The organism is Alistipes sp. UBA1686, assembly GCF_002320215.1.
GTDB classification, from domain to species: Bacteria; Bacteroidota; Bacteroidia; order Bacteroidales; family Rikenellaceae; genus Alistipes; species Alistipes onderdonkii.
Map to the genome: position 1 here is coordinate 1 of NZ_DCKA01000019.1, position 21971 is coordinate 21971.

Consider the following 21971-nt stretch of genomic DNA (forward strand, 5'->3'; position numbering starts at 1 on the left):
CGAGGTGGTATTTCGTTGGCTCTGCCCCCATAGAAAAACAAAGCGTAACGAACGCTCTATCAGCTAATTCGCTACGCTTTGCCCAAATTTACTTTTTCGCTATGTGTTTATTTTAAAAATGTCTGGTTCGGAATCGGGGAGTGCGGCGGTGACGGCTGCCGGCCGGTTCGGGCGGATGCCTCAAAACAGCAGGGTTTCGGGGTTGCCGGGTGGGGTGAACCCCAAGTGCCGGTAGGCCAGTTCGGTGGCTTCACGCCCCCGGGGCGTGCGTTTGAGGAACCCTTCCTTGATGAGGAACGGTTCGTAGACCTCCTCGATCGTGCCGGCGTCTTCGCCGACGGCCGTGGCGATGGTATTCAGCCCGACGGGGCCCCCGCCGAACTTTTCGATGATGGTGCCGAGTATCTTGTTGTCCATCTGGTCGAGGCCGCGCGAGTCGATGTTGAGCGCCGAAAGCCCGATTCTGGTGATTCCCAGGTCGATGTGCCCTTCGCCCTTGACCATTGCGAAGTCGCGCACGCGGCGCAGCAGGGCGTTGGCGATGCGGGGCGTGCCGCGTGAGCGCAGGGCCACCTCGTGCGCCGCATCGTCGTCGATCGAGACGTCGAGGATGCGTGCCGAACGCCTGACGATGCCGGCCAGTACCGGGGCGTCGTAATATTCCAGATGGCACTGGATGCCGAAGCGTGCGCGCAGGGGCGATGTGAGAAGCCCGCTGCGGGTCGTGGCGCCGATCAGCGTGAAAGGCGCCAGCTCGATCTGGATCGAACGTGCCGAAGGGCCTTTGTCGAGTACGATGTCGATCTTGTAGTCCTCCATCGCCGAGTAGAGGTACTCCTCGACGATCGGGCTCAGGCGGTGTATCTCGTCGATGAAAAGCACGTCGCCGGGGTTGAGGTTGGTCAGCAGTCCGGCCAGGTCGCCCGGCTTGTCCAGCACGGGACCCGATGTGACGCGCAGTTGCGCGTGCATTTCGTTGGCGATGATGTTGGCAAGGGTCGTCTTGCCCAGTCCCGGGGGGCCGTGCAGCAGTACGTGGTCGAGCGAATCGCCGCGCATGAGCGCCGCCTTGATGAAAATATGGAGGTTGTCGACGATCTTGTCCTGCCCGGAGAAGGTTTCCAACTCCTGCGGACGTATCTTGTTTTCGAATTCGAGATCGCTCTCTGTGTTGCGTACGATTGACATGTTGCAAAGATAACGATTTTGTGCTACTTTGCCGCGGCGGGGCGAAAAAAAATCCGGCCCGCAGGATATGCGGGCCGGGGTCGCTGCCGGAAGCTCCGGCTATTGCTCACGCGGCAGCCCGATCTTTATGTATTTCACCCCGTTCATGCGGGTGTTCACACGCAGGATGATACCTTTCTTGCCTTCGAGATCCTCCTTGAAGGAATCCAGCTTGAACGAGACATAACGGTCGTAGTTGTATCCGCCTTCGTCGCCGTGGGCGTCGCGGCGCAGTTCGAGGTTCAGGTACCCCTCTTCCGTGTATTCAGGAGCGATCTCCGTCACGTTGTTGCGTACCAGCAGGAAGGTGTGTTTCGTGAGGTCACAGGCATTGAACCCGACCCAGACATTGAGGTAATTGCTGTTGAGGAATGCCTCCTTGAAGCTGGTTTTGTCGTCTTCCAGCGCGTCGAGTTCCTCCTGGGTGGTCACGACTTTCGTGCCGCCCGAGTAGATGTCCTGTATGTAATAGAGCGCCATGTTGTAATCGTATCCTTCCACTTTGGTATTCAGCAGGTTGAAATATATGACGACGCGCTGGTCTTCCTCGGCCTTATAGCTGCCTATGCGGCTTTTGTCGCCCGGGTACACCGTCTTGCCATCGTCGAGAACGACATAGAAATCGTTATTTTCGAGCGGCTTTACCGAAGCGAAAGCCGAAAGCCTGGGGTAGTCCCCGTCCGAATCGTTGCAGGAGGTGAAAATGGCCGCAGCCATGGTCACGAGAAGAAATAATCCGAATCTTTTCATATTTATAATTATTTTTGCGTTATCTTCACTAATTAAATGCAGGGCGGGGCGGAATACTGCACGGGCATAAATTTTTTCGGGTGCCGTGCAGTCTTTTGATGGCTACACCGTTTATAAGATGAACGCAAATATGGGAATGGAGGAGCAGATACTGGCCGAGGGGTGCAGAAAAGGGGATAATGCGGCCCGTCGTGAGCTGTATGACCGTTATGCAGGCCGTCTGTTGGCCGTCTGCCTCCGCTATTCGGGCGACCGGTCTACCGCCGAAGACCTGATGCACGATGCGTTCCTGAAGATTTACGGTGCTTTCGACCGTTTTTCCTACCGCGGCCCCGGTTCCCTGCGTGCCTGGATGGAACGGATCACGGTGAACGTGGCGCTCGAATGGCTCCGCAGCCGGAACAAACTGAGCATGACGGTGCTCGACGAAGGAAGGCAGTTGCCCGACATCCCGGAGCCCGACCCGTCGGAAGTGGCGCGTATTCCGCGCGACGTGCTGATGGGGTTCGTCAGCGAATTGCCTGACGGTTACCGTACGGTGTTCAACCTCTACTGCATCGAAGGCTATTCGCACCGCGACATCGCGCAGATGCTGGGGATCAACGAAAAAAGTTCCTCGTCGCAGTTATTCCGCGCGCGGGCACTGCTGGCCCGCAGAATAGGGGCCTATATGGAGACACATTAAATTATGAAACAAAATAAAGACTGGACAGACGTAATGCGGAGTGCGCTCCGGGATACCGAGGTGACACCCCCGGCCGATGGTTGGGCGCGGCTGGAGCGCGAGCTCGGGCCTCACCCGCGTATCTCCGTGTTGCGTAGCCATTGGCCGCGGATTGCTGCCGCTGCCGCCGCTGTGCTGATTTTCCTGGGTGGCGGGGGATACCTGCTGCATGAAAACCGGGATTTAGGGGATAAAGGGTTTGTTATTGCAACGGCGATGGACAGCGGCAGCTCTGCTGCGGACATGGCTCAGGTCGATGGGACACCGGCGGGAGACGGTGAAGGGACGCTCGCGGGGACGCTCCGCGCAGCCGTTCCGACCGAAGAGGCCGTGCGGGCTGCGGCGCTGCCGGGCGAGGAGCCCGGTGCGGGGACGGCTCCCGGGATTGCACCGGGACGGAATGCCCTTGCCGCCGCCGATATGCGGGGCTTCGAGGACGGCCGTGCAGCGGCTTTGACGTCCGGAGCTGCGCCCGCCGGGGAGGCGGTTGCTGCAAACGCCGTCACCGGTAATTCGGTTGCGGAAAATGCGGTGGCAGTGAGCGAGGCTTCCGGAAAGGCCTCCGCAGCGGCTGCTGCTACCGGGGATGCCGCGGCGGACGGCACGCGGCCGGCCGTGCGTGCGGCAGTCGCCGGACAGGCGTCCGCCACGGACGGGAACCCGGGAGAAGAGGCTGCCGGGCAGGCCGTTCAGCCCCGCAAATACCCGGGCACGTACGATTACCTGGCCGATGGCGTGCAGGAATACAGGCGTCCCCGGCGCAAGACTTCGGTTTCGCTCTTCGCCGCAGGCGGTGTGACCGGATCATCGGGGGCGTCGGGCGGTGTCGGCCCCAATCTGGTGATGTCCGACATATTTGTAGGCGGTACCAACGGCACGATGGCGCAATTGAAATACAATTACGAGGATTATTCGTTCCGCCACCATCAGCCGCTCAGCTTCGGCCTTTCGGTGCGCAAGGAGTTCGCGTACGGGTTGTCGCTCGAAAGCGGTGTGAACTATACGTTGTTATGGTCGGACGTGAGCATGCAGTCCGGCGGCGAGGATATCAGCCAAAAGCTTCACTTCATCGGGGTTCCCCTGCGCCTTAACTGGCAGTTCCTCGAAACCGGGCGTTTCTCGATGTACGTGGGCGCAGGCGGTATGCTCGAGAAATGCGTGTCTGCCAAGTTCGGCTCCAAATCCGTTGACGAACCCAAAGTCCAGTGGTCGGTGGCCGGGGCCGTCGGAGCACAGTACCGCCTCGGCAATTATGTCGGGCTTTACTTTGAGCCCGAGGTTTCGCACTACTTTACGGAAACCACCCTGCGTACATCGCGCACTGATTCTTCCCTGTCGCTGACCCTCCGTCTCGGAGTGCGCCTTTCATTCTGACATTCAACTGATATATCCTGTTTGCACGTCCCTGGGACGTGAAATACGACTTGGAGAAGTCCGTACCCGAAGCGATACGGACTTTTTTGTGATATGTCTGAATATGCTATTTTATGGCTTAATTATGCTGTTTTTTATTGACTAATGAAAATTTGTTCTTATTTTTGTTGAATAAAAGATTGTGAATTGACGCTAACAAAAAAGCACAAGTGCAGCAATCTGTGCACTTGTGCCTTTGTAGTCCCGACGGGAATCGAACCCATATCGTAAGAACCGGAATCTTATATTCTATCCATTGAACTACGGGACCGGGAGTGCAAAGATACAAATTTTTTTTTAATTTTTACTAATAAAATGCGAGAAAAGCAGAATAATTGGCAGAGGATCGAAGCCGTAATCAAATGGGCGAACATGTCAACCAACTACTTCGCCCGCCATATCGGGCTTGCATGCGGCGAAAACCTCTACCAGATTAAACGCGGTAACAACGGCATTTCGCTCGACGTGGCCGACCGCATCGTCTCCAAATTCCCGCAGGTGGATAAATTGTGGCTGCTGACGGGGGAGGGGCAGATGTTCGCGGACGGGAAACTGCGCGGCGCCCAGATACCTTTTTATAATGTGGACGTCGAACAGGCCATCGCGCACGTCACCCACCTCGAGGCCGAGAGCAGCCTGGTCATCCCGCAGGCGGGTGAGTGCGACCTTGCCATGTGTTACATGGGACGTGCCATGGGGGACGCCTTGCCGCCGGGTGCGGTGGTCTTGCTGAAGGCCGTCGACCGGGATGCAATTATTCCCGGGGGGGAATATGTGATTGTCAGCCGAAAAATTGTAACTTTGCGGATAGTTCGGCTCGCCGACGGGGAGGACAAACTCCGCCTGGTGGCCGGCGATCGGGAAAATTATGACGACATAATTCTGAATGTCAGTGATATAAGCTCGGTATATAAAGTTAAAGGCAAATTGATAATAAACAGTTGAGAATATGTTTTCAGGGATCGTGGAACGCATGGCGGAGGTCGTGGACATCCGTACCGACCGTCAGAATAAGGATTTTACGCTGCGCGCGGACTTTTGCCGCGAGTTGAAAATCGACCAGAGCATAGCACATAACGGCGTATGTTTGACAGTTGTGGACATCCGCGATGATACGTATACGGTCACGGCGATGAAGGAGACGCTCGACAGGAGCAACCTCGGCCTGCTGGCTGTGGGCGATCTGGTGAACCTCGAACGCTCGATGAAACCCGATGCGCTGCTCGACGGGCATATCGTCCAGGGGCATGTCGACCAGACGGCCGTATGCACGGCCCGCGAGGACGCCGACGGCAGCTGGTACTATACGTTCGCCTACGAACCGCAGGGCGGTGGGCTCTGTACCGTGGAGAAGGGGTCGGTGACGGTCAACGGCGTGAGCCTGACGGTCTGCGACTCGAAGGAGTCGTCGTTCCGCGTGGCGATCATTCCCTATACGTTCGAGCATACGAACTTCTGCCGCATCGGCGTGGGTTCGGTCGTGAACCTCGAATTCGACATCGTGGGCAAGTACATCGCCCGTCTCATGCAAAATTATACGAAGTAAGCCTATGGTGTACATCAAAACAAAAGAGGGCGCATCGCTGTGGATCGCGCTCCTCGCAACGGCCATTGTGGCCGGGACGATGACGCTGCTCGATGCGGTGTGGTGGGTGACGCTGTGCGTCTGCGGCGCCGTCTTTGTCGTCGTGGCGCTCGTGGCGCTGTTCATCATCCGCAAATACGTGGCTTACAAGCTCAAGCCGATCTATTCCATCGTGCTTTCGCGTGACGTGCATACGCACGAGATTTTTTCCGAGCTGAAGGACAAGCATGTCGAGAATATCGGCGAGGAACTCACGGCGTGGGCGGATACGAACGACAAGGAGATCGCCCGCCTCAAGGAGACCGAGCAGTTCCGCAAGCAGTACCTGGGCAATGTGGCGCACGAACTCAAGACCCCGATCTTCAATATACAAGGGTATATCTCGACACTGCTCGACGGCGGCCTGGAGGACGAGCTCATCAACCGCAAATACCTCGAGCGGGCCGAGAAGAGCATCGACCGCCTGATCAATATCGTCAACGACCTGGATACCATCTCCAAGCTGGAGAGCAACATGAACCGCCTCGAAATGGAGAAGTTCGACATCGTGGCGCTGACGAAGGAGATCGCCGAGCAGGCCGAGATGGAGGCCGACAAAAAAGGCATCCGGATTTCGATCAAGGGCGCCGACAACCTTCCCTCGCCGTTTTGGGTGCTGGCCGACAAACATTACATCGGTCAGGTCATCGTGAACCTCGTCATCAACTCGATCCGCTACGGGAAGGAGGGCGGTTTGACGCGCGTCCATTTTCGCGACATGCTCGACAAAATACTTGTCGAGGTGGAGGATAACGGATTGGGAATCAGTAAGGAGGATTTGCCCCGCGTCTTCGAGCGATTCTATCGTACCGACAAGGGACGCTCGCGCGAGCAGGGCGGTACGGGGCTCGGCCTGGCGATCGTGAAGCATATCATCGAAGCGCACGGCGAACGCATCAGCGTGCGCAGCGAACCGGGCGTGGGGAGTACCTTCTCGTTTACGCTCAAAAAAGTCAACCTGCAAGAACTGAATAAATGATACGACCGTTAAGCATCGTTTGGAATTTCGACCCGGTGTTCTTCTCCATCGGGTCGCTCGACATCCGCTATTACGGATTGATGTGGGCGCTGGCAATCCTGATCGGCGCCAAGTTTTTCGATAACTTCTGCAAGCGCGAGGGGCTTCCGCCGAAGGTCTCCGAGTCGATTTTTATATATGGCACTCTGGCGACGATCATCGGGGCGCGGCTGGGGCACTGCCTCTTCTACGACCCGATGGAATACCTCAGCAAGCCGTGGACGATCATCACGGGTTTCCGGGACGGCGGCATGGCCAGCCACGGCGCCGCCATCGGCCTCTTGATCGGCCTCTGGCTGTTCTCGCGCAAGAACAAGCTGCCCTATATCTGGTCGCTCGACCGCATCATGATCGCGGTGGGCATCGGCGGTGCCGTCGTCCGGCTGGGCAACCTGTTCAATTCGGAGATCTTCGGCATGGCCACGACCCTGCCGTGGGGCTTCGAATTCGTCCGCTCGGCCAAGTGGGTGAACGAGTTCGCCCCCGCGGCGGTACACCCGACCCAGATTTACGAGGCGCTCTGCTACCTGATCACCTTCGGCATCCTTTGCTGGCTCTATTATGCGAAGGACATCGCGCGGCGCCGTCCGGGCATCCTGTTCGGCATCGGGCTGCTCGGGATTTTCCTGACGCGCTTCTTCATCGAGTTCATCAAGACCGAGCAGGAGGCGTTCGAACAGGGATGGGTGCTCGATATGGGGCAATGGCTGAGCATTCCGTTTATCGTGCTGGGTATTTACATGATTTACCGGAGTGTGTCCGGGCCCGAAGTTTCCCCCGCTCCGGTGCCGAAAGCCCCGGCAGCGACTCCAAAAAAGAAGAAACGATGAGCAATTACCCGATGGTCGATGAAGTGAACCGCCTTGTCGGCAACCTGCTTGCCGGCGGAAGCGGGGTGTTCCTGCCCGGCGTAGGGTCGCTCTTTGTCGAGCAGCGCGGTGCCAGGCGGCTTTCCAAACGTACAGTCCTTCCTCCCTGCCGCGTGGTATCCTTCTCTTCGCAGCAGCAGGGGGTATCGCTTGCCGATGAACTGGCGCGTACGCTGCACTGCGACGCTGCCGGAGCACAGGATGTTTACGACCGCTGGCTTTCCCGCACGCGCGAGGGCGACGTGCTGACCATAGAGGGCGTCGGCGTGCTCAAATTCAAGAATTTTACGCTTGCACCCGCGTTCGACAGGCTGCTGAACCCGCAGGGACACGAGCCCGTGCGGATCAAGCCTGCCCGCCGGTTGGACTGGGCGCTGTGGGTCGGCATCGCGGCGATCGTGATTGCGGCGGGTTTCGGCGGCGCCGAATTCCTGCGCATCAATTCTTCCGATATTCCGGAACCCGGCGCGATCGCCGAAGTAGCGCGCACCTTGCCCGCCGCGGATGCGGGGATTCCCGCCGATTCGTCCGCGACGGCCGGTGTGACGGACGACGGGACTGCGACGGCAGTTGCGGGAACGAAGGCTGCGGAAACCGACGTTGCCGGGAGCAGTGCTGCGGGTGCGGCCGGGACGGCGGATAGCGCCGGTGACCGTGCGGATGCCAAACCTGCCGGACTGCGTCCCGGGTCGGCGGCACGGGTCTCCACGGAGCCTGCATCGCTCGTTTCGGGACACCGGTATGTCGTGTTGGGGGTTTTCAGTACGCCGGAAAATGCGGCCCGTGCCGCCGCGGATGCCGAAGCCAGGGATGCATCGGTACGCTGCGGGGTCTACCGTTTCGGCAATAAATTCATGGTTTCACCTTTCGAGGCGCCCGATGCGGAGGCATGTACGTTGTTCATCCGTAATTATAGCGACCGTTTCCCCGGGCTGTGGACTTACACTGCCCGTTGATGCGTCTTTCCGAGCTGATAATCCGTTTCATCGACTGGTTCTACCGCCGGCCTGTTTCTGCGTTATTGCCGCGCCAGACGTTCCGTTATGCCGTTTGCGGCGGCGCGAACGTGGTTTTCGGCTGGGGGTGCTATTTCCTGCTCTATAATTTCGTGCTCGACAAGGAGCTGCTCGACCTCGGGTTCATCGCGGTTTCCCCGCATGTCGCGGCGATGCTGATTGTTTTTCCGCTGACCTTTTTCACCGGGTTTTGGCTGAACCGCCACGTGGCTTTCCGCCGTTCGCCGCTTGCCACGGGGACGCAGCTTTTCCGCTACCTCCTCTCCGTCGCCGGCTCGGTGGTGGTCAATTATCTCTTCCTGAAATTCTTCGTCGAGTTGTGCGGGTTTTGGGCGACGCCTTCGCAAATGATGGCCTCGCTGGGGACGATGGTGTACAGCTATCTGGCTGCCAAGTATTTCACCTTTCGCAACGCCGTCCGCGAATAACCGCGGGGCCGGGCGTGTCAGCCTTTCCGGTTCTCCTCCTTGAGTTTCTGCAGTTCGTACATCCTGTCGCGGAATTTCGCGGCGGCGAGGAAGTCGAGCGATTTGGCCGCACGTTCCATGTCTTCGCGCGCCTTGTCGATCAGCGTGTCGATGTTCTCGCTTGCGGCATAGGTTCTCTGTACGTCCGCGGCGGCCATGTAGTGGTCTTCGGCGAGCGGGTAGCTCGCCGCTATTTCCGGGACGTCGGTGCGCGCGGAGAGCAGGGTGCTTTGCCCCGTGCCGCTCTTCTGCGCCCGGCGCGGCAGCATGCCGTGCTCCATGTTGTAGCGCACCTGTTTCTCGCGCCGGCGGTTGCTCTGCTCGATTGCGAAGCGCATGGAGTCGGTGCAGGTGTCGGCATAGAGGATCACGTTGCCCTGTGAATGGCGCGCGGCGCGTCCCGCGATCTGCGTCAGCGACCGCACGTTGCGCAGGAAACCCTCCTTGTCGGCGTCGAGGATCGCCACCAGCGCCACTTCGGGCAGGTCGAGGCCTTCGCGCAGCAGGTTCACGCCCACCAGCACGTCGAACATTCCGGCCCGCAGGTCTTCCAGAATCTGGATGCGTTCCAGCGTATCCACGTCCGAGTGGATGTAACGGTTGCGCACGCCCACCCGGTCGAAATATTTCGAAAGTTCCTCGGCCATGCGTTTGGTGATGGTCGTCACGAGCACCTTGTCGTCGTCTTTCACGCGCTTGTCGATCTCCTCCAGCAGGTCGTCGATCTGGTTGGCCGTGACGCGCACCTCGAGCGGCGGGTCGACCAGCCCCGTGGGGCGGATCAGCTGTTCGACGATCACGCCTTCGCTCTTCATCAGTTCGTAGTCGGCGGGCGTGGCGCTCACGTAGATCGACGTGCCCTGCAACTGCTCGAACTCGGCGAAGGTCACCGGACGGTTGTCCTTGGCCGCCGGGAGCCGGAATCCGTACTCCACGAGGTTTTCCTTGCGGGCGCGGTCGCCGCCGTACATGGCGTGTACCTGCGGCAGCGTGACGTGGCTTTCGTCTACGACGAGCATGTAATCCTTCGGGAAATAGTCGATCAGGCAGAAAGGGCGCGTGCCCTCGGCGCGGCCGTCGAAATAACGCGAGTAGTTCTCGATGCCGGGGCAGTACCCCAACTCCTTGATCATCTCGACATCGTATTCCACGCGCTGCTTGATGCGCTGCGCCTCTGTCGTGCGTCCGGCACGCTCGAAGAATTCGATCTGCCTGCCCAGATCCAGGTATATCTGTTGTACGGCGCAGTTGATGCGCTCCTTGGTGGTGACGAAGAGGCTCGTGGGGTAGAGCGTCAGGTTGTCGAGCGAGTGGATACGCTGCCCCGTCGCGGGGTCGATGGTCTGGATGGCCTCGACTTCGTTGTCGTAGAACATTACGCGGAAGCACTGGCTGCCGAATTCGCCGAAGGCCGCCATGATGTCCACCGTGTCGCCGTTGACGCGGAACGTCGCCGGTTCCAGGTCGCGTTCGGTGCGCGTGTAGAGCGCTTCGACCAGCTTGTAGAGGAAATGCTTGTAGCTGACGACCTGCCCGACCCGGATGTTGATGGCCGTGGCATGGAAATCCGCCGGGTTGCCGGCGCCGTAGAGGCACGATACGCTCGATACGACGATCACGTCGCGGCGCCCCGACAGCAGCGTGGCTACGGTGCGCAGGCGCAGTTTCTCGATCTCGGCGTTGATCGAAAGGTCTTTTTCGATGAAGGTGTCCGTCGAGGGGAGGTAGGCCTCCGGCTGGTAATAGTCGTAGTAGGAGACGAAATACTCCACGGCGTTCTCCGGGAAGAAATTGCGGAACTCGCCGTAAAGCTGCGCCGCGAGCGTCTTGTTGTGGCTCAGGACGAGCGTCGGGCGGTTCAGCTGCGCGATGACGTTGGCCACGGTGAAGGTCTTTCCCGAGCCTGTCACCCCCAGCAGGGTGTTATGTTTGGAGCCGTGCCGGATCGAGCCGACGAGCTGTGCGATCGCTTCCGGCTGGTCGCCCATCGGGGCGTAATCCGATACCAACTTGAAATCCATGGTGCAAAAGTAGGTAAAAAAAACGGTATGGTGAAATGTCGCCCCGGTTTGGCCAAGGCGGAGCGTCTGTTTTGAAACGTACCGGGGACAGTTAAAATTGTCCCGCCACGCCATATCCCTGGTAATAATGTATAGCTTTGTGCCGATAGATCGTGTGCAACGTATGAAGCTGTTCGAAAGCGAAGGCTGGAAGTCGTTCCGGCTCAATTCCCTGGCCGTGATCCTGGGTGTCGTCATTACGTTCGGGGGCGGGCGGCTTATTACGAACTGCCAGAAACGGCAGGATGCCCGGGAGATTGTCGGGCTGTTCAAGTCCGATGTGCTGCGCCACCTCGATATGTCGGAAGGGGTGATCGCCGATTTTACGACCGAGATGTATGCCATGCGGCAATGTGCCGCCGCATCCGGCCGCGGGGAGTTGGACAAGGTGCACGAAGATACGCTCCGCTGCGCCCTGAGCTTGTTTTTCTCCGTGCACGGGAAAATCAGGAGTGCTGCTTCCGCTGCCAGATGGATGACACGCTCGGTTCCGGGTTCATCACCCGAGGCTTGGTGCCTGCCTGCGGATTGAACGAGGCCATCCGCGCCGAGCTGGAAGACATCAGGACGGTTGGGTACTGATCTTCTCCGCCCGGCAAAAACTTTTTGCACCCCGCTAAGGGTTGGGGAATTATTGCTATCTTTGCAGACATGATCGACAGGGAAACAGTAGACCGCATTTATGCAGCCGCCAATATCGTGGATATTATCGGCGAGTACGTCACGCTCAAGCGCAAGGGCGTGAACTACCAGGCCTGCTGCCCGTTCCACAACGAGAAAACCCCGTCGTTCGTCGTGTCGCCCTCGAAGGGGGTATATAAATGCTTCGGCTGCGGCAAAGGCGGCAATGCCGTCACGTTCCTGATGGAGCACGAGAACATCACCTATCCCGAAGCCCTGAAGATGGTGGCCAAACGCTATGGCATCGAAGTCAAGGAGAAGGAGATGTCCGAGGAAGAGGTGCGCCGCAACGACGACCGCGAGTCGATGTTCGCACTCAACGGCTGGGCGGCCGATTATTTTGCCAACTACCTCCATCACGAGACTGAGGGGATGAGCGTGGGCATGGCTTACTTCCGCCAGAAACGCGGCATGACCGACGCCACGATCAAGAAGTTCGGCCTCGGGTTCTGCCCCGCGCGCGGCGACCGGATGTCGAAGGATGCGCTGGCGGCGGGATATAAAAAGGAGTTCTTGGTCTCTACCGGCCTTTCGCTCGAACGCGAGAGCGACGGTTCGCTCTACGACCGCTTCCGCGACCGGGTGATTTTCCCCGTACATAACATTTCGGGGCGCATCGTCGCTTTCGGCGGCCGTACGCTGCGTACCGACAAGACCGTTGCCAAGTACCAGAATTCGCCCGAGAGCGAGATATACAGCAAGAAACGTGAGCTGTACGGACTCTATTTCGCCAAGAAGGCGATCCAGCAGCTCGACTTCGCCATCATGGTCGAAGGCTATACCGATGTGATTTCGATGCACCAGGCGGGTGTCGAGAACGTCGTTTCGTCGTCCGGGACATCGCTCACGACCGAGCAGATACGCCTGCTGAACCGTTTTACGAAAAATATCACGGTCATTTACGACGGAGACTCGGCGGGTATCCACGCTTCGCTGCGCGGGATCGACATGATCCTCCGGGAGGGGATGAACGTGCGCGTGGTGCTGCTGCCCGAACCCGAGGATCCCGACTCCTTCGCCCGGGCGCACACTGCGGCCGAGGTGCAGGAATATATCCGGGCCAACGAGCAGGATTTCCTGGCCTTCAAAGCAAAATTGCTGTTGGAGGCCGCCCAGGGCGACCCGATCCGGAAGGCGGCGCTGATCGCCGACATGGTGCAGTCGATCGCGCAGATTCCCGATCCGATCCAGCGGTCGGTTTACATCAAGGAGTGCGCGCGGATCATGGACATCGACGAGAACATCCTGATCTCGGAGGTGGCGCGCAAGCGCATGGCGACGACCGGCGACCGCGAGGCTGACGAATTCGTACGCCGCCAGACGGCGTTGCGGAAGGCGGAGGCTCCGCAGCCCGAGGTGGAATTCGTGAAGCAGGTCGAGGCAGGGAGCAGCACCGAGGCGCTCGAACGCGAACTGGTGAAATACCTGCTCAAATACGGCCATTGTTCGTTCGAGTTCAAGGAGGGGCGCACGATGGTGGCGTGCAACGTCGCGGAGGTGATCTTCCTGGAACTGGACAGCGACGGGCTTACGTTTCGCAATCCGCTATACAACAGTATTTTGGCAACTTACCGTGAGCAGTGGAAGATTCTCGGTACGGGGGTGGAAGTCCCGGCGCACTTTTTCCTGAACCATCCCGACCCGGAGGTGTGCAACGCCTCGGTCGACATCCTTACGTCGGACGACAATTACGTGGCCAGCCAGCTGTGGCGGCGCAAGGACATCCATGTCGAGAGCGATGCCGAGATGCTGGCCGTAGGGGTGCCGAAGGCCGTGACGCTCTACAAGTCGAAGGTGATCGAAAGCTATATCAAGGAGTGGCAGGCCAAGCTCGCGGACGAGAGCCTCACGGACGAGCAGGTCGGCGAGGTGATCCAGCGGCTGGCCGGGTTCAACAAGGTGAAAGTGACGATTGCAAAGAAATTGCAGCGGTTGATATTATGACCGCGCCCGGCGGAGTGCCGGGCGGGGATATGCCGGGGTTCGAATTTTAAAAGAAAAAAGGGGCGGGTCTCGGGTCGTACACGTATCACTACGCATACCGTGTGCAAACAGAAAATAAACAGAAAGATGTGTAAAACATATCAAAGATAAAAGAATTAGTTACCTTGACCGATTCCCACCCCTGCGAATAAATAGGCAATTATTGTGCCGATTCCGAATATATGAGTGAACAGAAAAAGATAAATATCCGTAACAAGCGCGCGACGTTCGACTATGAGATTCTGGAAGAGTACGTTGCGGGCATCGTGCTCGTCGGTACCGAGATCAAGTCCATCCGTGCGGGCAAGGCTTCGCTGACCGATTCGTTCTGTTATTTCGACAAGGGTGAGCTGTGGATACGGGGTGTCAACATCGCCGAATACGGGTGGGGCACCTGCAACAACCATGCGCCGCGCCGCGACCGGAAACTGCTGCTCAACCGCCGCGAGCTGGACAAGCTCCAGCGCGCGGGGCAGGACAAGGGCCTCACGATCGTGGGGCTGCGCCTGTTCCTGAACGAACGGGGACTGGCCAAGGTCGTGGTCGGGCTGGCCCGGGGCCGGAAGACCTATGACAAGCGCGAATACCTGAAGGAAAACAATGCCAAGCGTGAGATCGACAAGGCGATGAAAAATTACAAACGATGATACGAGCTGTTTTCCTCGATGTGGACGGTACGCTGATCAGTTTCGAGACCTATGAAATACCCGCTTCGGCACGCGATGCCCTGGTGCGAGCGCATGCGCGGGGCATCCGGCTCTTTATCGCTACGGGGCGTGCGGCGAACGACCTCGCTCCGCTCGAGGGGATTCCCTACGACGGCGTGGTGTCGCTCAACGGCGCACGGTGTGTGGCTGCCGACGGGCGTGTGGTAAGCCAGCACCCGATCCCGCGGGCCGATTTCGAACGCGCCATGGAGCTCTCCTCGCAGATGGGATTCCCGCTGGCGCTGGAACTGGAGAGCGGTGTATTCGTCAACCGTGTGACGCCCGAGGTGGAACGGCTGGCGCATATGGTCGCGCATCCCGTGCCCGAGCAGACCGACCTCCGTGCGCTTTTCGGCCGGAGCGAGTGCTGCCAGATGTGTTTCTATCTGGATACGGAGACCGAACGGCGCGTCATGGCGCTGTTGCCCGGGCTTGCGGCGAGCCGGTGGTGCCCGATTTTCGCCGACATCAATGTCGCAGGCATCGACAAGGCCACGGGTATGAGGGAATTTATGTCCGCCTGCGGATTACGGGCTTCGGAGGTCGCGGCCTTCGGCGACGGCGGCAACGACGTGGCGATGTTGTCTGCCGCGGGGGTGGGGATTGCCATGGGCAATGCCTGCGACGAGGCGCTGAACGCCGCTGACTACGTGACCGCTACGGTCGACGACGACGGCATTGCCCGGGCGCTGGAGCACCTGGGTATTTTGGACGATTGAGTTTGAATTTATCGAAGATATGAGCTTGATTCTATGTATCGAGACCGGTACGGACGTTTGTTCGGTCGGTATTGCAAAGGACGGGGAGCTGCTTTCGCTGCGCGAGAGCGACGAGGGGCGCGACCATGCCCGCAAGGTCGGCGTGTTCGTCGACGAGCTTTTGCGCGAAACGGGCATTGCGCCCGATGAACTGGATGCCGTGGCCGTGGGCAAGGGCCCCGGCTCCTATACGGGGCTGCGGATCGGCGTTTCGTTCGCCAAGGGGCTGTGCTACGGGGTGCGTAAGCCGCTGGTGGCCGTCGGGTCGCTCGATGCGCTGGCCGAAGTGGCGCTCGAAGACTACGAAGCCGGAATTCTTTCCGTCCCCGACTGGGAACATGCCTGCCTTTGCCCGATGGTCGATGCCCGCCGCATGGAGGTCTATGCGCAGGTATTCGATACAACTGGCAAGCCCCTGAACGAAGTTTCGGCCGAGGTCGTCGACGGGGAGAGCTTTGCGCACTTCCGTTCGCAGGGGAGGCCGTTCGTGATCTTCGGCAGCGGGGCCCGCAAATGCGCCGGGATACTGCCCGACGCCGTGCTTGTCGAGGTAGCCCCTTCCGCACGCGGGCTTGCGCGGCTGGCCCAGCGTGCGCTCGATGCGGGATGCACGGAAGATATCGCCTATTTCGAACCTTTCTACCTGAAGGATTTTGTCGTTACGACGTCGAAGAAAAAGTTGTTCTGACGGCGTTCTTCATGCTGTGGCGTCCGGCATGGCCGTAAGGCCCCGGGCTTTTCGGGGTTGCTGTATGGCGAACCTTCAGAATCGGGGGTTCGGCGGGAGTATACCGGTATGGTGGAAGCGGAGTTGATAAAATGCCTGTCGGAGCGGTTTTATTCCGATTTTGCCGACACGGTGGCCCGGCGCGTGCGCGATGCGGGTGCCGTGGGGCTGCTGTATGAGGTGGTGACCTCCCGCTACGAGGGGTTGCCGCGTGCCGTGGGGCACAAGGTGGCTTTCCGGGGTGCGTATGTGCTCGAAAAGATCTATTTCGACACCCCGGATTCGTTCATGCCCTATGCCGGCCTGTTTTGCCGGAAGGATTTCCCTGCCTGCGCCGATCCCAGCGCCCGGCGCCATTTCGCAAAGGTCATGGCCGACCTGCTGGGGCGTTACACGCCCGAGGTGCGGGATCTGGAGCGGATTGCCGAGGCTGCCGCCCGGTGGGCAGTCGATCCGGGGGCGAAGGTCGCCGTGAAGATTTGGGCGGTCGAGGTGCTGAAGCATTGCCGGCGACGTGTCGGCTGGGTTCAGGAGGTGTGGGACGACATCGTGGAGACGATGGCGCACGACGCGACGCCCGGGATCGAAGTGCGGATGCGCAAAAACTGGAGGGAACCCCGCAGGCCGTGAGCCGGATTTTGTGCACGACATGGGAAATATCATCCTGCCGGGATAAGTAAAAGTCCGCCGAATATCGGCGGGCTTTTACATGTTATAGGGGGCTTTGCCCTCCCCGTGTTCCTCTGTACCCGGGTATCCGGGCTGGCGCGCCGGGCATTTCGGTTATTCTTCGCCTCCGGCTCCGGGAACCGGATTCCCGCCCCCGGTTTCGGCGGCGGGGATGCCCGGGAGGTCGTCCTCCCCGGCGGCTTCAAGCGTGCGCGCGGAGTGCTGTTTCTTGGTTTGCAGGCGCGCCGTCCTGCGCAGCCGTTCCCCGACGCGGATGATGTTGTCGTTGCCCGTGCAGAGCCGTTTGTAGGCGTCGTCATAGGCGTCGCGTGCCTTGTCCAGTGCCGTGCCGACCCCTTCGAGCGAACCGGTGAAGGCCACCAGTTGTTCATAGAGTTTCAGCCCGCATGCGGCGATGTCTCTGGTGTTCTTGTCCTGGTCGTTGTATTTCCACAGGTCGGCGACCAGTTTGAGCAGGGCGAAAAGGTTCGTCGGCGACGAGATGATGACCTTCTTGTCGTAGGCGTCCGACCAAATGGCCGCGTCGTTCTGCAATGCGGCGAGGAAGGCCGGCTCGTTGGGGATGAACATGATGACGAAGTCGGGCGAGTTGAGCAGGCGCTGGTACTCCTTGCGTCCCAGTTCGTTGACGTGCTGGCGGACGGAGGCCGTGTGCGCTGCGAGGTAGCGGCGGCGCTCCTCTTCGGTCTCGGCCGAGGTGTAGCCTACGAAAGCCGTGAGCGAAACCTTCGAGTCGATGACGATGTCTTTCTTCTCGGGCAGGTGCAGCACGACGTCGGGGCGCAGGTTGTGTCCCTCGGCGTCCTTGATGTTGTATTGCGTTTCGTAGTGGATGCCCTTGATGAGCGCCGAACTGTCCAGGATCGTTTCCAGCAGCATTTCTCCCCAGTCGCCCTGCACTTTCGAATTGCCTTTCAGTGCGTTCGTCAGGTTCGTGGTCTCGGTCGTGATGCGCCGGTTGAGCTCCATCAGGTTTTTCAGTTCGGCCTTCAGTTCGCCGCGCTGAGCCGTCTGTGTGGTGTAGATGTCCTCGACGCGCTTGCGGAATTCGGCGATGTTGTCTCGGAAGGGTTTGAGCAGCACGTCGAGCGACTCCTTGTTGGTCTCCTTGAAATGCTTGGACTGCTCGCCCAGGATCTCGGTCGCAAGGTTGCGGAACTGGGCCCGGAAAGTCTCCTCCAGCTTTTCGCGCTCGGCTTTTTCGGCCGCGCGATCCTCGGCGTTCTTCGCGCGCAGCGATGCGATCTCGGCCTCGGACGAGGCGCGGAGTGCCGCCAGTTCCGCTTCGGTACGCGTCCGCTGCTCGGTCAGCGCCTGCACCTGTCCTTCGTAGCGCTGCCGCAACTCTTTTTCCGCGGACAAGGCTTGTTCCGCGGCGGCCAGCCGGGCTTCGGCCGCCGCCAGCCGTGACGTGGCATCGCGCTCGCGGGCTTCGGAGGCTTGGTTATCAGCGGCAAGCCGCCGGGTGTCCCTGCGCCAGAGTACGAGGAACAGGGCGACGGGCACTGCCAGGCTGCACGTAGCGGCCAATATGAAAAGGGTGGTAGGAGTCATCGTGTGTTTTTGTGTCTGTTTCCATGCAAAAATAGCAATTTATTCCCGGAAAACACCCCGTACCGAGGCATGTGCGTTAATTTAGCCCCGCAACGCAATTTTTAGTCCCGATGTCGCAGGTTGTTACGTATTTTTTTATAGCTTTGTTTGTTCCAAATACGGATTCAAATAATTTCGAATATGAAAAAAACGTTACGATCCCTGAAGCTGGCCTGCCTCGCTGCAGTGTCCATGCTGGTTGTTTCCTGCGGCGGAAGTGCCGATTACCGCAATTTCCTGCCTGCCGATTCCTTTATGACGATGTCGGTCAACCCCGCTTCGCTTCTGCAGAAGAGCGATGCCGGCGATATCGAGCAGCATCCGCTCTTCATCCGGCTCAAGGCCGAGCTCGACAAGGCCGATGGCATCACTGCCGAAGAGAAGGAATACCTGCTGGCCCTGCTGAAGAACCCCTGTGAATCGGGTATCGACCTGAAAAAAGACCTGTTCTTCTTCATCTCGATGGATGGCGCGATGCAGTCCCCGAATGTCCGGGGCGGTGTGTTGCTGCCTATCGGCGATAAGGCGAAACTGGACGCGCTGCTCGCCCGTATCAACGAGAAAAGCGGCATTGCACCCCGGAACGAGGGCGGTATCTCGGTCATCGCATTGGGCGAGGACAGCTCCGTGAGCGGGTTGTGCGCCTACAACGATGTGGCTGTCATGCTCTATTTCGCGCAGGGTTCGTCGCAAAGCGGACTCGATGCCGTTAAGAAACTCTTTGCCCAGAAGAGCGGCGAGAGCCTGATGGGTGACAAAGTCGTTGCCGGGCAGCTCTCCGAGAAGAACGACATCAACATGGTGATGGTCTATTCGGCACTGGTGTCGATAATGGATAGCAACCCGATGATGAGTTCGATGCCGATGATGGAAGCCCTCAAGGGTGCCACGCTGGCAAGTTCCGTCAATTTCGAGAAGGGACGGATCGTTTGCGATGCCGCCGTGTCGTACAAGGACAAGGAGAGCGAACAGAAGATGATGGATTTTTACGCCTACGTGAAGCCCCAGACAGGCGCCCTGTTGCGCTACGTACCCCGGAATACGATCGGTGCGATGGCCTACGGCCTCGACGGCGAGAAGATGTACTCGGTATTCTCCGCAATGCCCGGTTACGGGATGCTGATGGCCAACCCGATGGTCAAGCAGGTGATGGATGCTTTCAGCGGCGACTGCGTGATCTCGTTCTCAGGGATGACAGCCGACGGCCAGTATCCCGTGGCGTCGCTGCTGGCCCAGGTGAAGGATCCCGCCGTGTTGCAGACGATCGTCTCCAACCTCTCCGGTATGCCCATCCAGAAGGCAGGCGAAGGCGAATATACGATCAGCATGGGCGGTGTCACGGTGCTGTTCGGCGTGAAGGGCGATGTGTTTTACTGTACGACCGATGCGGTCGTGAAATCGGCGCTCGACGGTGCGGACATCGAATCGCTGGCTTCGATGAGCAAGATATTCAAGGGCCAGTCGGGAAGCTTCTACGTCGATTTCGAGGGTGTGACCGCGCTGACCGCGCAGTTTGTCGGCGGTAATGTCGACCCGCAGGTCGAGGCCGCGCTCTCCGTGCTGGCCATGTTCGAAGACCTGGAAGCCTATGGTACGATGAAGGGCGGGACTGCCGTAATCAATATGACGGACAAGGAGCAGAATTCCTTTAAGACTGTCTGCGAAAAAATCGGCGAACTGATCCGCCGGTACGTACCGGAGGTCAATTTGTAATAACCTTCGGGGTTTATGGTAAACGGCCGTCCGGGATTCGAACGGCCGTTTACCTTGAAATAAAGAAGGTATGGAATCGATAACTTTGCAACGGGTGCTGCCCTGCGTGTTCGCGGGGGAAGCGGCTCCGCGGGATTCGGGGGTCTGGTCGCAGGAGGTGACCTTCCGCAAGGGGGAGTACTGCCTGCTCGAGGCTGCTTCGGGAACGGGGAAAACTTCGCTGTGCCACTTTCTCTACGGCATCCGGGAGGATTACGCGGGGCGGATACTCTTCGACGGGGCGGATTGCCGCGGCTTTTCCGCCGCGGCGTGGAGTGCCCTGCGCCGCAGGTCGCTGAGTATGCTTTTCCAGGATCTGCGTCTTTTCGGCGAACTGACCGTCGCGGAGAATATCGCCCTGAAAAACGAGCTCACGCATTTCAAGACGCAGGAGCAGATCGGGCGAATGCTCGAGACTGCGGGTGTCGCCGACAAGCGGGATGCCCCGGTCGAAAAGCTCTCCTTCGGACAGCAGCAGCGCGTGGCCTTCATCCGCTGCATGTGCCAGCCGTTCGATTTCATCCTGCTCGACGAGCCTGTCAGCCACCTCGATGCCGCTAACGGGGAGTTGCTCAGCGGGATGCTGCTGGAAGAGGCGCAGGCGCAGGGGGCGGGTATCGTCGTCACCTCGGTGGGCAGCCGGCTCGGGCTTCCCTACCATAAAACCCTTACGCTATGACGCTGCTTTGGAAATTGTTGCGCAGCCATCTGAGCGTCGCGCAGACCGTAGGTTTCGCCCTCGCCGGGGTCGTGGGCATGACCATCGTGCTCACCTCGGTGCAGGCTTACCGCGATGTCATGCCGGTCTTCGATGCCCCCGATTCGTTCATGCGGGGCGATTATTTGGTGCTTTCGAAACGGGTCGGCGCACTCCAGACGATCGGGCTGGGGAGCAGCGACTTTACCCCCGCGGAGCTGGAGGAGTTGAAGGAACAGCCTTTCGTCCGGGACGTCGGGGCTTTCACGCCGGCGGACTACCGGGTGAAGGGGACGGTGGGCATGGGCGGCGTACAGCTCTCTACCTACCTCTTTTTTGAGGCGGTGCCCGACCGTTTTCTCGATGTCGCCTCCGGGAAGTGGAAATACGAACCCGGCGACGGGGATATCCCCATCATCATCCCGCGCAATTACCTGAACCTCTACAATTACGGGTTTGCCAAGTCGCAGGGGCTGCCGCAGATTTCGGAGGGGATATTCCAGCGGGTTTCGCTCGGCATCGAGGTTGCCGGCAACGGGCGCACGGAACAGTTCCGGGGCCGTATCGTCGGGTTGTCGAACCGCCTCAATACGATCCTCGTCCCGGAGTCTTTCATCCGCTGGTCGAACGGGCGGTTCGGCCAGGGCGGGGAGAAACAGGCATCGCGGGTCATCGTCGAGACCGACCGCCCTGTCGATGCCGCGATTTCGGCTTACCTCGACGGCAAGGGCTATGAGGCAGAAGGCGACCGCCGTGACAGTGGGAAGGCTGCCTATTTCCTGCAACTTGCGGCCGGAGGGCTCGGAGGGGTGGGACTGGTGTTCAGCGTGATGTCTTTCTACATTCTGATGCTGAGCATTTTCCTGCTCTTGCAGAAGAACAGCGCGAAACTGGAAAATCTGCTCCTGCTGGGTTATGCACCGGGACGTGTAGCACGGCCGTATTGGTTGCTGACCCTGTGGCTCAACCTGGGCGTCCTCGTCGTGGCCGTGGTTTTGTCGTGGCTGGTGCGTATGTGGTACCTGCCCGAACTGGCAGCATTGCAGGAGGGGTACGCCCCGGCCGGGGCCGGCGTTACATGGGTATGCGGCATAGGGCTTGCATTGCTGCTTTCGCTGTTCAACGGCATTGCGATACGCCGGAGGATCGACACCCTGAACCGGAAAAGATCCTGACCGGCAGCTCTTTCGGGACGGAATCCCCGGAAAGACCGTG

General features: G+C 59.4%; 21 protein-coding genes and 1 tRNA gene. 17 read left to right on the top strand and 5 right to left on the bottom strand.

All coding sequences use genetic code 11. From position 1 onward, the window contains the following. Positions 1 to 180: 180 nt before the first annotated feature. Together ruvB and B3C38_RS09385 are read right to left on the bottom strand one after the other, a co-directional pair. On the bottom strand, positions 181 to 1188 hold the full coding sequence (ruvB, locus tag B3C38_RS09380) for a Holliday junction branch migration DNA helicase RuvB (protein WP_022333518.1): 1008 nt from the start codon (positions 1186 to 1188) through the stop codon (positions 181 to 183). A 99-nt stretch (positions 1189 to 1287) separates the two neighbouring features. Next, on the bottom strand, positions 1288 to 1977 hold the full coding sequence (locus tag B3C38_RS09385; protein ID WP_286726836.1) for a hypothetical protein: 690 nt from the start codon (positions 1975 to 1977) through the stop codon (positions 1288 to 1290). A gap of 136 nt (positions 1978 to 2113) precedes the next feature. Between B3C38_RS09385 and B3C38_RS09390 the strand changes: the two genes are divergently transcribed. Further along, positions 2114 to 2662: an RNA polymerase sigma factor gene (locus B3C38_RS09390; RefSeq protein ID WP_286726879.1), complete on the top strand. Its 549-nt coding sequence runs from the start codon at positions 2114 to 2116 to the stop codon at positions 2660 to 2662. A gap of 3 nt (positions 2663 to 2665) precedes the next feature. Then, positions 2666 to 4075, top strand: a complete 1410-nt coding sequence (locus B3C38_RS09395) for a hypothetical protein (protein WP_286726837.1) — start codon at positions 2666 to 2668, stop codon at positions 4073 to 4075. 238 nt (positions 4076 to 4313) lie between these two features. Here the strand turns inward: B3C38_RS09395 and B3C38_RS09400 are convergent. Continuing rightward, positions 4314 to 4385 (bottom strand) — tRNA-Arg (locus B3C38_RS09400). 44 nt (positions 4386 to 4429) lie between these two features. Here B3C38_RS09400 and B3C38_RS09405 point away from each other — a divergent pair. Genes B3C38_RS09405 through B3C38_RS09430 form a run of 6 tightly spaced genes read left to right on the top strand, consistent with a single transcriptional unit; the run spans position 4430 to position 9069 of the window. Continuing rightward, complete coding sequence (locus tag B3C38_RS09405) at positions 4430 to 5059, top strand: hypothetical protein (RefSeq protein ID WP_349677390.1); 630 nt, start codon at positions 4430 to 4432, stop codon at positions 5057 to 5059. A 4-nt stretch (positions 5060 to 5063) separates the two neighbouring features. Beyond that, positions 5064 to 5660 carry a riboflavin synthase gene (locus B3C38_RS09410; protein ID WP_018695274.1) on the top strand — a complete coding sequence of 199 codons (597 nt, stop codon included), beginning with the start codon at positions 5064 to 5066 and terminating at the stop codon, positions 5658 to 5660. A gap of 4 nt (positions 5661 to 5664) precedes the next feature. Beyond that, positions 5665 to 6717, top strand: coding sequence for a sensor histidine kinase (locus B3C38_RS09415; RefSeq protein WP_018695275.1), 1053 nt, complete (start codon positions 5665 to 5667; stop codon positions 6715 to 6717). Then, positions 6714 to 7586, top strand: a complete 873-nt coding sequence (lgt, locus tag B3C38_RS09420; protein ID WP_286726842.1) for a prolipoprotein diacylglyceryl transferase — start codon at positions 6714 to 6716, stop codon at positions 7584 to 7586. The genes B3C38_RS09415 and lgt overlap by 4 nt, the downstream gene beginning before the upstream one ends. Continuing rightward, positions 7583 to 8581 (top strand): hypothetical protein, encoded by a 999-nt coding sequence (locus B3C38_RS09425; protein WP_286726843.1) that lies wholly within the window; start codon positions 7583 to 7585, stop codon positions 8579 to 8581. The genes lgt and B3C38_RS09425 overlap by 4 nt, the downstream gene beginning before the upstream one ends. Next, the gene (locus B3C38_RS09430; protein WP_018695278.1) at positions 8581 to 9069 is read left to right on the top strand and encodes a GtrA family protein; all 489 of its coding nucleotides are present in this window, start codon (positions 8581 to 8583) and stop codon (positions 9067 to 9069) included. Before B3C38_RS09425 ends, B3C38_RS09430 begins: the two co-directional genes overlap by 1 nt. Before the next feature lie 17 nt (positions 9070 to 9086). Here B3C38_RS09430 and uvrB read toward each other — a convergent pair whose 3' ends face one another. Beyond that, the gene (gene uvrB, locus B3C38_RS09435) at positions 9087 to 11129 is read right to left on the bottom strand and encodes an excinuclease ABC subunit UvrB (protein WP_055204316.1); all 2043 of its coding nucleotides are present in this window, start codon (positions 11127 to 11129) and stop codon (positions 9087 to 9089) included. A 163-nt stretch (positions 11130 to 11292) separates the two neighbouring features. On the opposite strand from uvrB, the gene B3C38_RS09440 reads away from it, so the two are divergent. From B3C38_RS09440 to B3C38_RS09465, 6 genes are all read left to right on the top strand, one after another. After that, positions 11293 to 11700 carry a hypothetical protein gene (locus tag B3C38_RS09440; protein ID WP_055204314.1) on the top strand — a complete coding sequence of 136 codons (408 nt, stop codon included), beginning with the start codon at positions 11293 to 11295 and terminating at the stop codon, positions 11698 to 11700. Positions 11701 to 11819: 119 nt separating this feature from the next. Then, positions 11820 to 13793, top strand: coding sequence for a DNA primase (gene dnaG / locus B3C38_RS09445; RefSeq protein ID WP_055204312.1), 1974 nt, complete (start codon positions 11820 to 11822; stop codon positions 13791 to 13793). A 221-nt stretch (positions 13794 to 14014) separates the two neighbouring features. Beyond that, positions 14015 to 14479 (top strand): SsrA-binding protein SmpB, encoded by a 465-nt coding sequence (gene smpB, locus B3C38_RS09450; RefSeq protein WP_286726845.1) that lies wholly within the window; start codon positions 14015 to 14017, stop codon positions 14477 to 14479. Beyond that, positions 14476 to 15258: a Cof-type HAD-IIB family hydrolase gene (locus B3C38_RS09455; protein WP_286726847.1), complete on the top strand. Its 783-nt coding sequence runs from the start codon at positions 14476 to 14478 to the stop codon at positions 15256 to 15258. Before smpB ends, B3C38_RS09455 begins: the two co-directional genes overlap by 4 nt. Positions 15259 to 15277: 19 nt before the next feature. Beyond that, on the top strand, positions 15278 to 15985 hold the full coding sequence (gene tsaB, locus B3C38_RS09460) for a tRNA (adenosine(37)-N6)-threonylcarbamoyltransferase complex dimerization subunit type 1 TsaB (RefSeq protein ID WP_055211232.1): 708 nt from the start codon (positions 15278 to 15280) through the stop codon (positions 15983 to 15985). A gap of 108 nt (positions 15986 to 16093) precedes the next feature. Continuing rightward, complete coding sequence (locus tag B3C38_RS09465) at positions 16094 to 16654, top strand: hypothetical protein (protein WP_286726850.1); 561 nt, start codon at positions 16094 to 16096, stop codon at positions 16652 to 16654. A 153-nt stretch (positions 16655 to 16807) separates the two neighbouring features. Here the strand turns inward: B3C38_RS09465 and rmuC are convergent, their stop codons facing one another. Beyond that, on the bottom strand, positions 16808 to 18268 hold the full coding sequence (gene rmuC, locus B3C38_RS09470; protein ID WP_022333533.1) for a DNA recombination protein RmuC: 1461 nt from the start codon (positions 18266 to 18268) through the stop codon (positions 16808 to 16810). A 180-nt stretch (positions 18269 to 18448) separates the two neighbouring features. Between rmuC and B3C38_RS09475 the strand changes: the two genes are divergently transcribed. From B3C38_RS09475 to B3C38_RS09485, 3 genes are all read left to right on the top strand, one after another. Beyond that, the gene (locus tag B3C38_RS09475; RefSeq protein WP_286726852.1) at positions 18449 to 20020 is read left to right on the top strand and encodes a DUF4836 family protein; all 1572 of its coding nucleotides are present in this window, start codon (positions 18449 to 18451) and stop codon (positions 20018 to 20020) included. Between the two features lie 70 nt (positions 20021 to 20090). Next, positions 20091 to 20738: an ATP-binding cassette domain-containing protein gene (locus B3C38_RS09480; RefSeq protein ID WP_286726853.1), complete on the top strand. Its 648-nt coding sequence runs from the start codon at positions 20091 to 20093 to the stop codon at positions 20736 to 20738. Next, complete coding sequence (locus tag B3C38_RS09485) at positions 20735 to 21931, top strand: ABC transporter permease (RefSeq protein ID WP_286726854.1); 1197 nt, start codon at positions 20735 to 20737, stop codon at positions 21929 to 21931. The genes B3C38_RS09480 and B3C38_RS09485 overlap by 4 nt, the downstream gene beginning before the upstream one ends. Positions 21932 to 21971 lie beyond the last annotated feature (40 nt).

Excerpts from the sequence above, each read along its gene's own strand:
- smpB (WP_286726845.1), top strand. The coding sequence starts at position 14,015 with ATGAGTGAACAGAAAAAGATAAATATCCGTAACAAGCGCGCGACGTTC.
- B3C38_RS09440 (WP_055204314.1), top strand. The coding sequence starts at position 11,293 with ATGAAGCTGTTCGAAAGCGAAGGCTGGAAGTCGTTCCGGCTCAATTCC.
- lgt (WP_286726842.1), top strand. The coding sequence starts at position 6,714 with ATGATACGACCGTTAAGCATCGTTTGGAATTTCGACCCGGTGTTCTTC.
- rmuC (WP_022333533.1), bottom strand. The coding sequence starts at position 18,268 with ATGACTCCTACCACCCTTTTCATATTGGCCGCTACGTGCAGCCTGGCA.
- B3C38_RS09385 (WP_286726836.1), bottom strand. The coding sequence starts at position 1,977 with ATGAAAAGATTCGGATTATTTCTTCTCGTGACCATGGCTGCGGCCATT.
- B3C38_RS09390 (WP_286726879.1), top strand. The coding sequence starts at position 2,114 with ATGGAGGAGCAGATACTGGCCGAGGGGTGCAGAAAAGGGGATAATGCG.
- B3C38_RS09475 (WP_286726852.1), top strand. The coding sequence starts at position 18,449 with ATGAAAAAAACGTTACGATCCCTGAAGCTGGCCTGCCTCGCTGCAGTG.
- tsaB (WP_055211232.1), top strand. The coding sequence starts at position 15,278 with ATGAGCTTGATTCTATGTATCGAGACCGGTACGGACGTTTGTTCGGTC.
- B3C38_RS09405 (WP_349677390.1), top strand. The coding sequence starts at position 4,430 with ATGCGAGAAAAGCAGAATAATTGGCAGAGGATCGAAGCCGTAATCAAA.
- B3C38_RS09425 (WP_286726843.1), top strand. The coding sequence starts at position 7,583 with ATGAGCAATTACCCGATGGTCGATGAAGTGAACCGCCTTGTCGGCAAC.
- B3C38_RS09395 (WP_286726837.1), top strand. The coding sequence starts at position 2,666 with ATGAAACAAAATAAAGACTGGACAGACGTAATGCGGAGTGCGCTCCGG.
- ruvB (WP_022333518.1), bottom strand. The coding sequence starts at position 1,188 with ATGTCAATCGTACGCAACACAGAGAGCGATCTCGAATTCGAAAACAAG.
- uvrB (WP_055204316.1), bottom strand. The coding sequence starts at position 11,129 with ATGGATTTCAAGTTGGTATCGGATTACGCCCCGATGGGCGACCAGCCG.
- B3C38_RS09410 (WP_018695274.1), top strand. The coding sequence starts at position 5,064 with ATGTTTTCAGGGATCGTGGAACGCATGGCGGAGGTCGTGGACATCCGT.
- B3C38_RS09455 (WP_286726847.1), top strand. The coding sequence starts at position 14,476 with ATGATACGAGCTGTTTTCCTCGATGTGGACGGTACGCTGATCAGTTTC.
- B3C38_RS09465 (WP_286726850.1), top strand. The coding sequence starts at position 16,094 with ATGGTGGAAGCGGAGTTGATAAAATGCCTGTCGGAGCGGTTTTATTCC.
- B3C38_RS09480 (WP_286726853.1), top strand. The coding sequence starts at position 20,091 with ATGGAATCGATAACTTTGCAACGGGTGCTGCCCTGCGTGTTCGCGGGG.
- B3C38_RS09430 (WP_018695278.1), top strand. The coding sequence starts at position 8,581 with ATGCGTCTTTCCGAGCTGATAATCCGTTTCATCGACTGGTTCTACCGC.
- B3C38_RS09485 (WP_286726854.1), top strand. The coding sequence starts at position 20,735 with ATGACGCTGCTTTGGAAATTGTTGCGCAGCCATCTGAGCGTCGCGCAG.
- dnaG (WP_055204312.1), top strand. The coding sequence starts at position 11,820 with ATGATCGACAGGGAAACAGTAGACCGCATTTATGCAGCCGCCAATATC.
- B3C38_RS09415 (WP_018695275.1), top strand. The coding sequence starts at position 5,665 with ATGGTGTACATCAAAACAAAAGAGGGCGCATCGCTGTGGATCGCGCTC.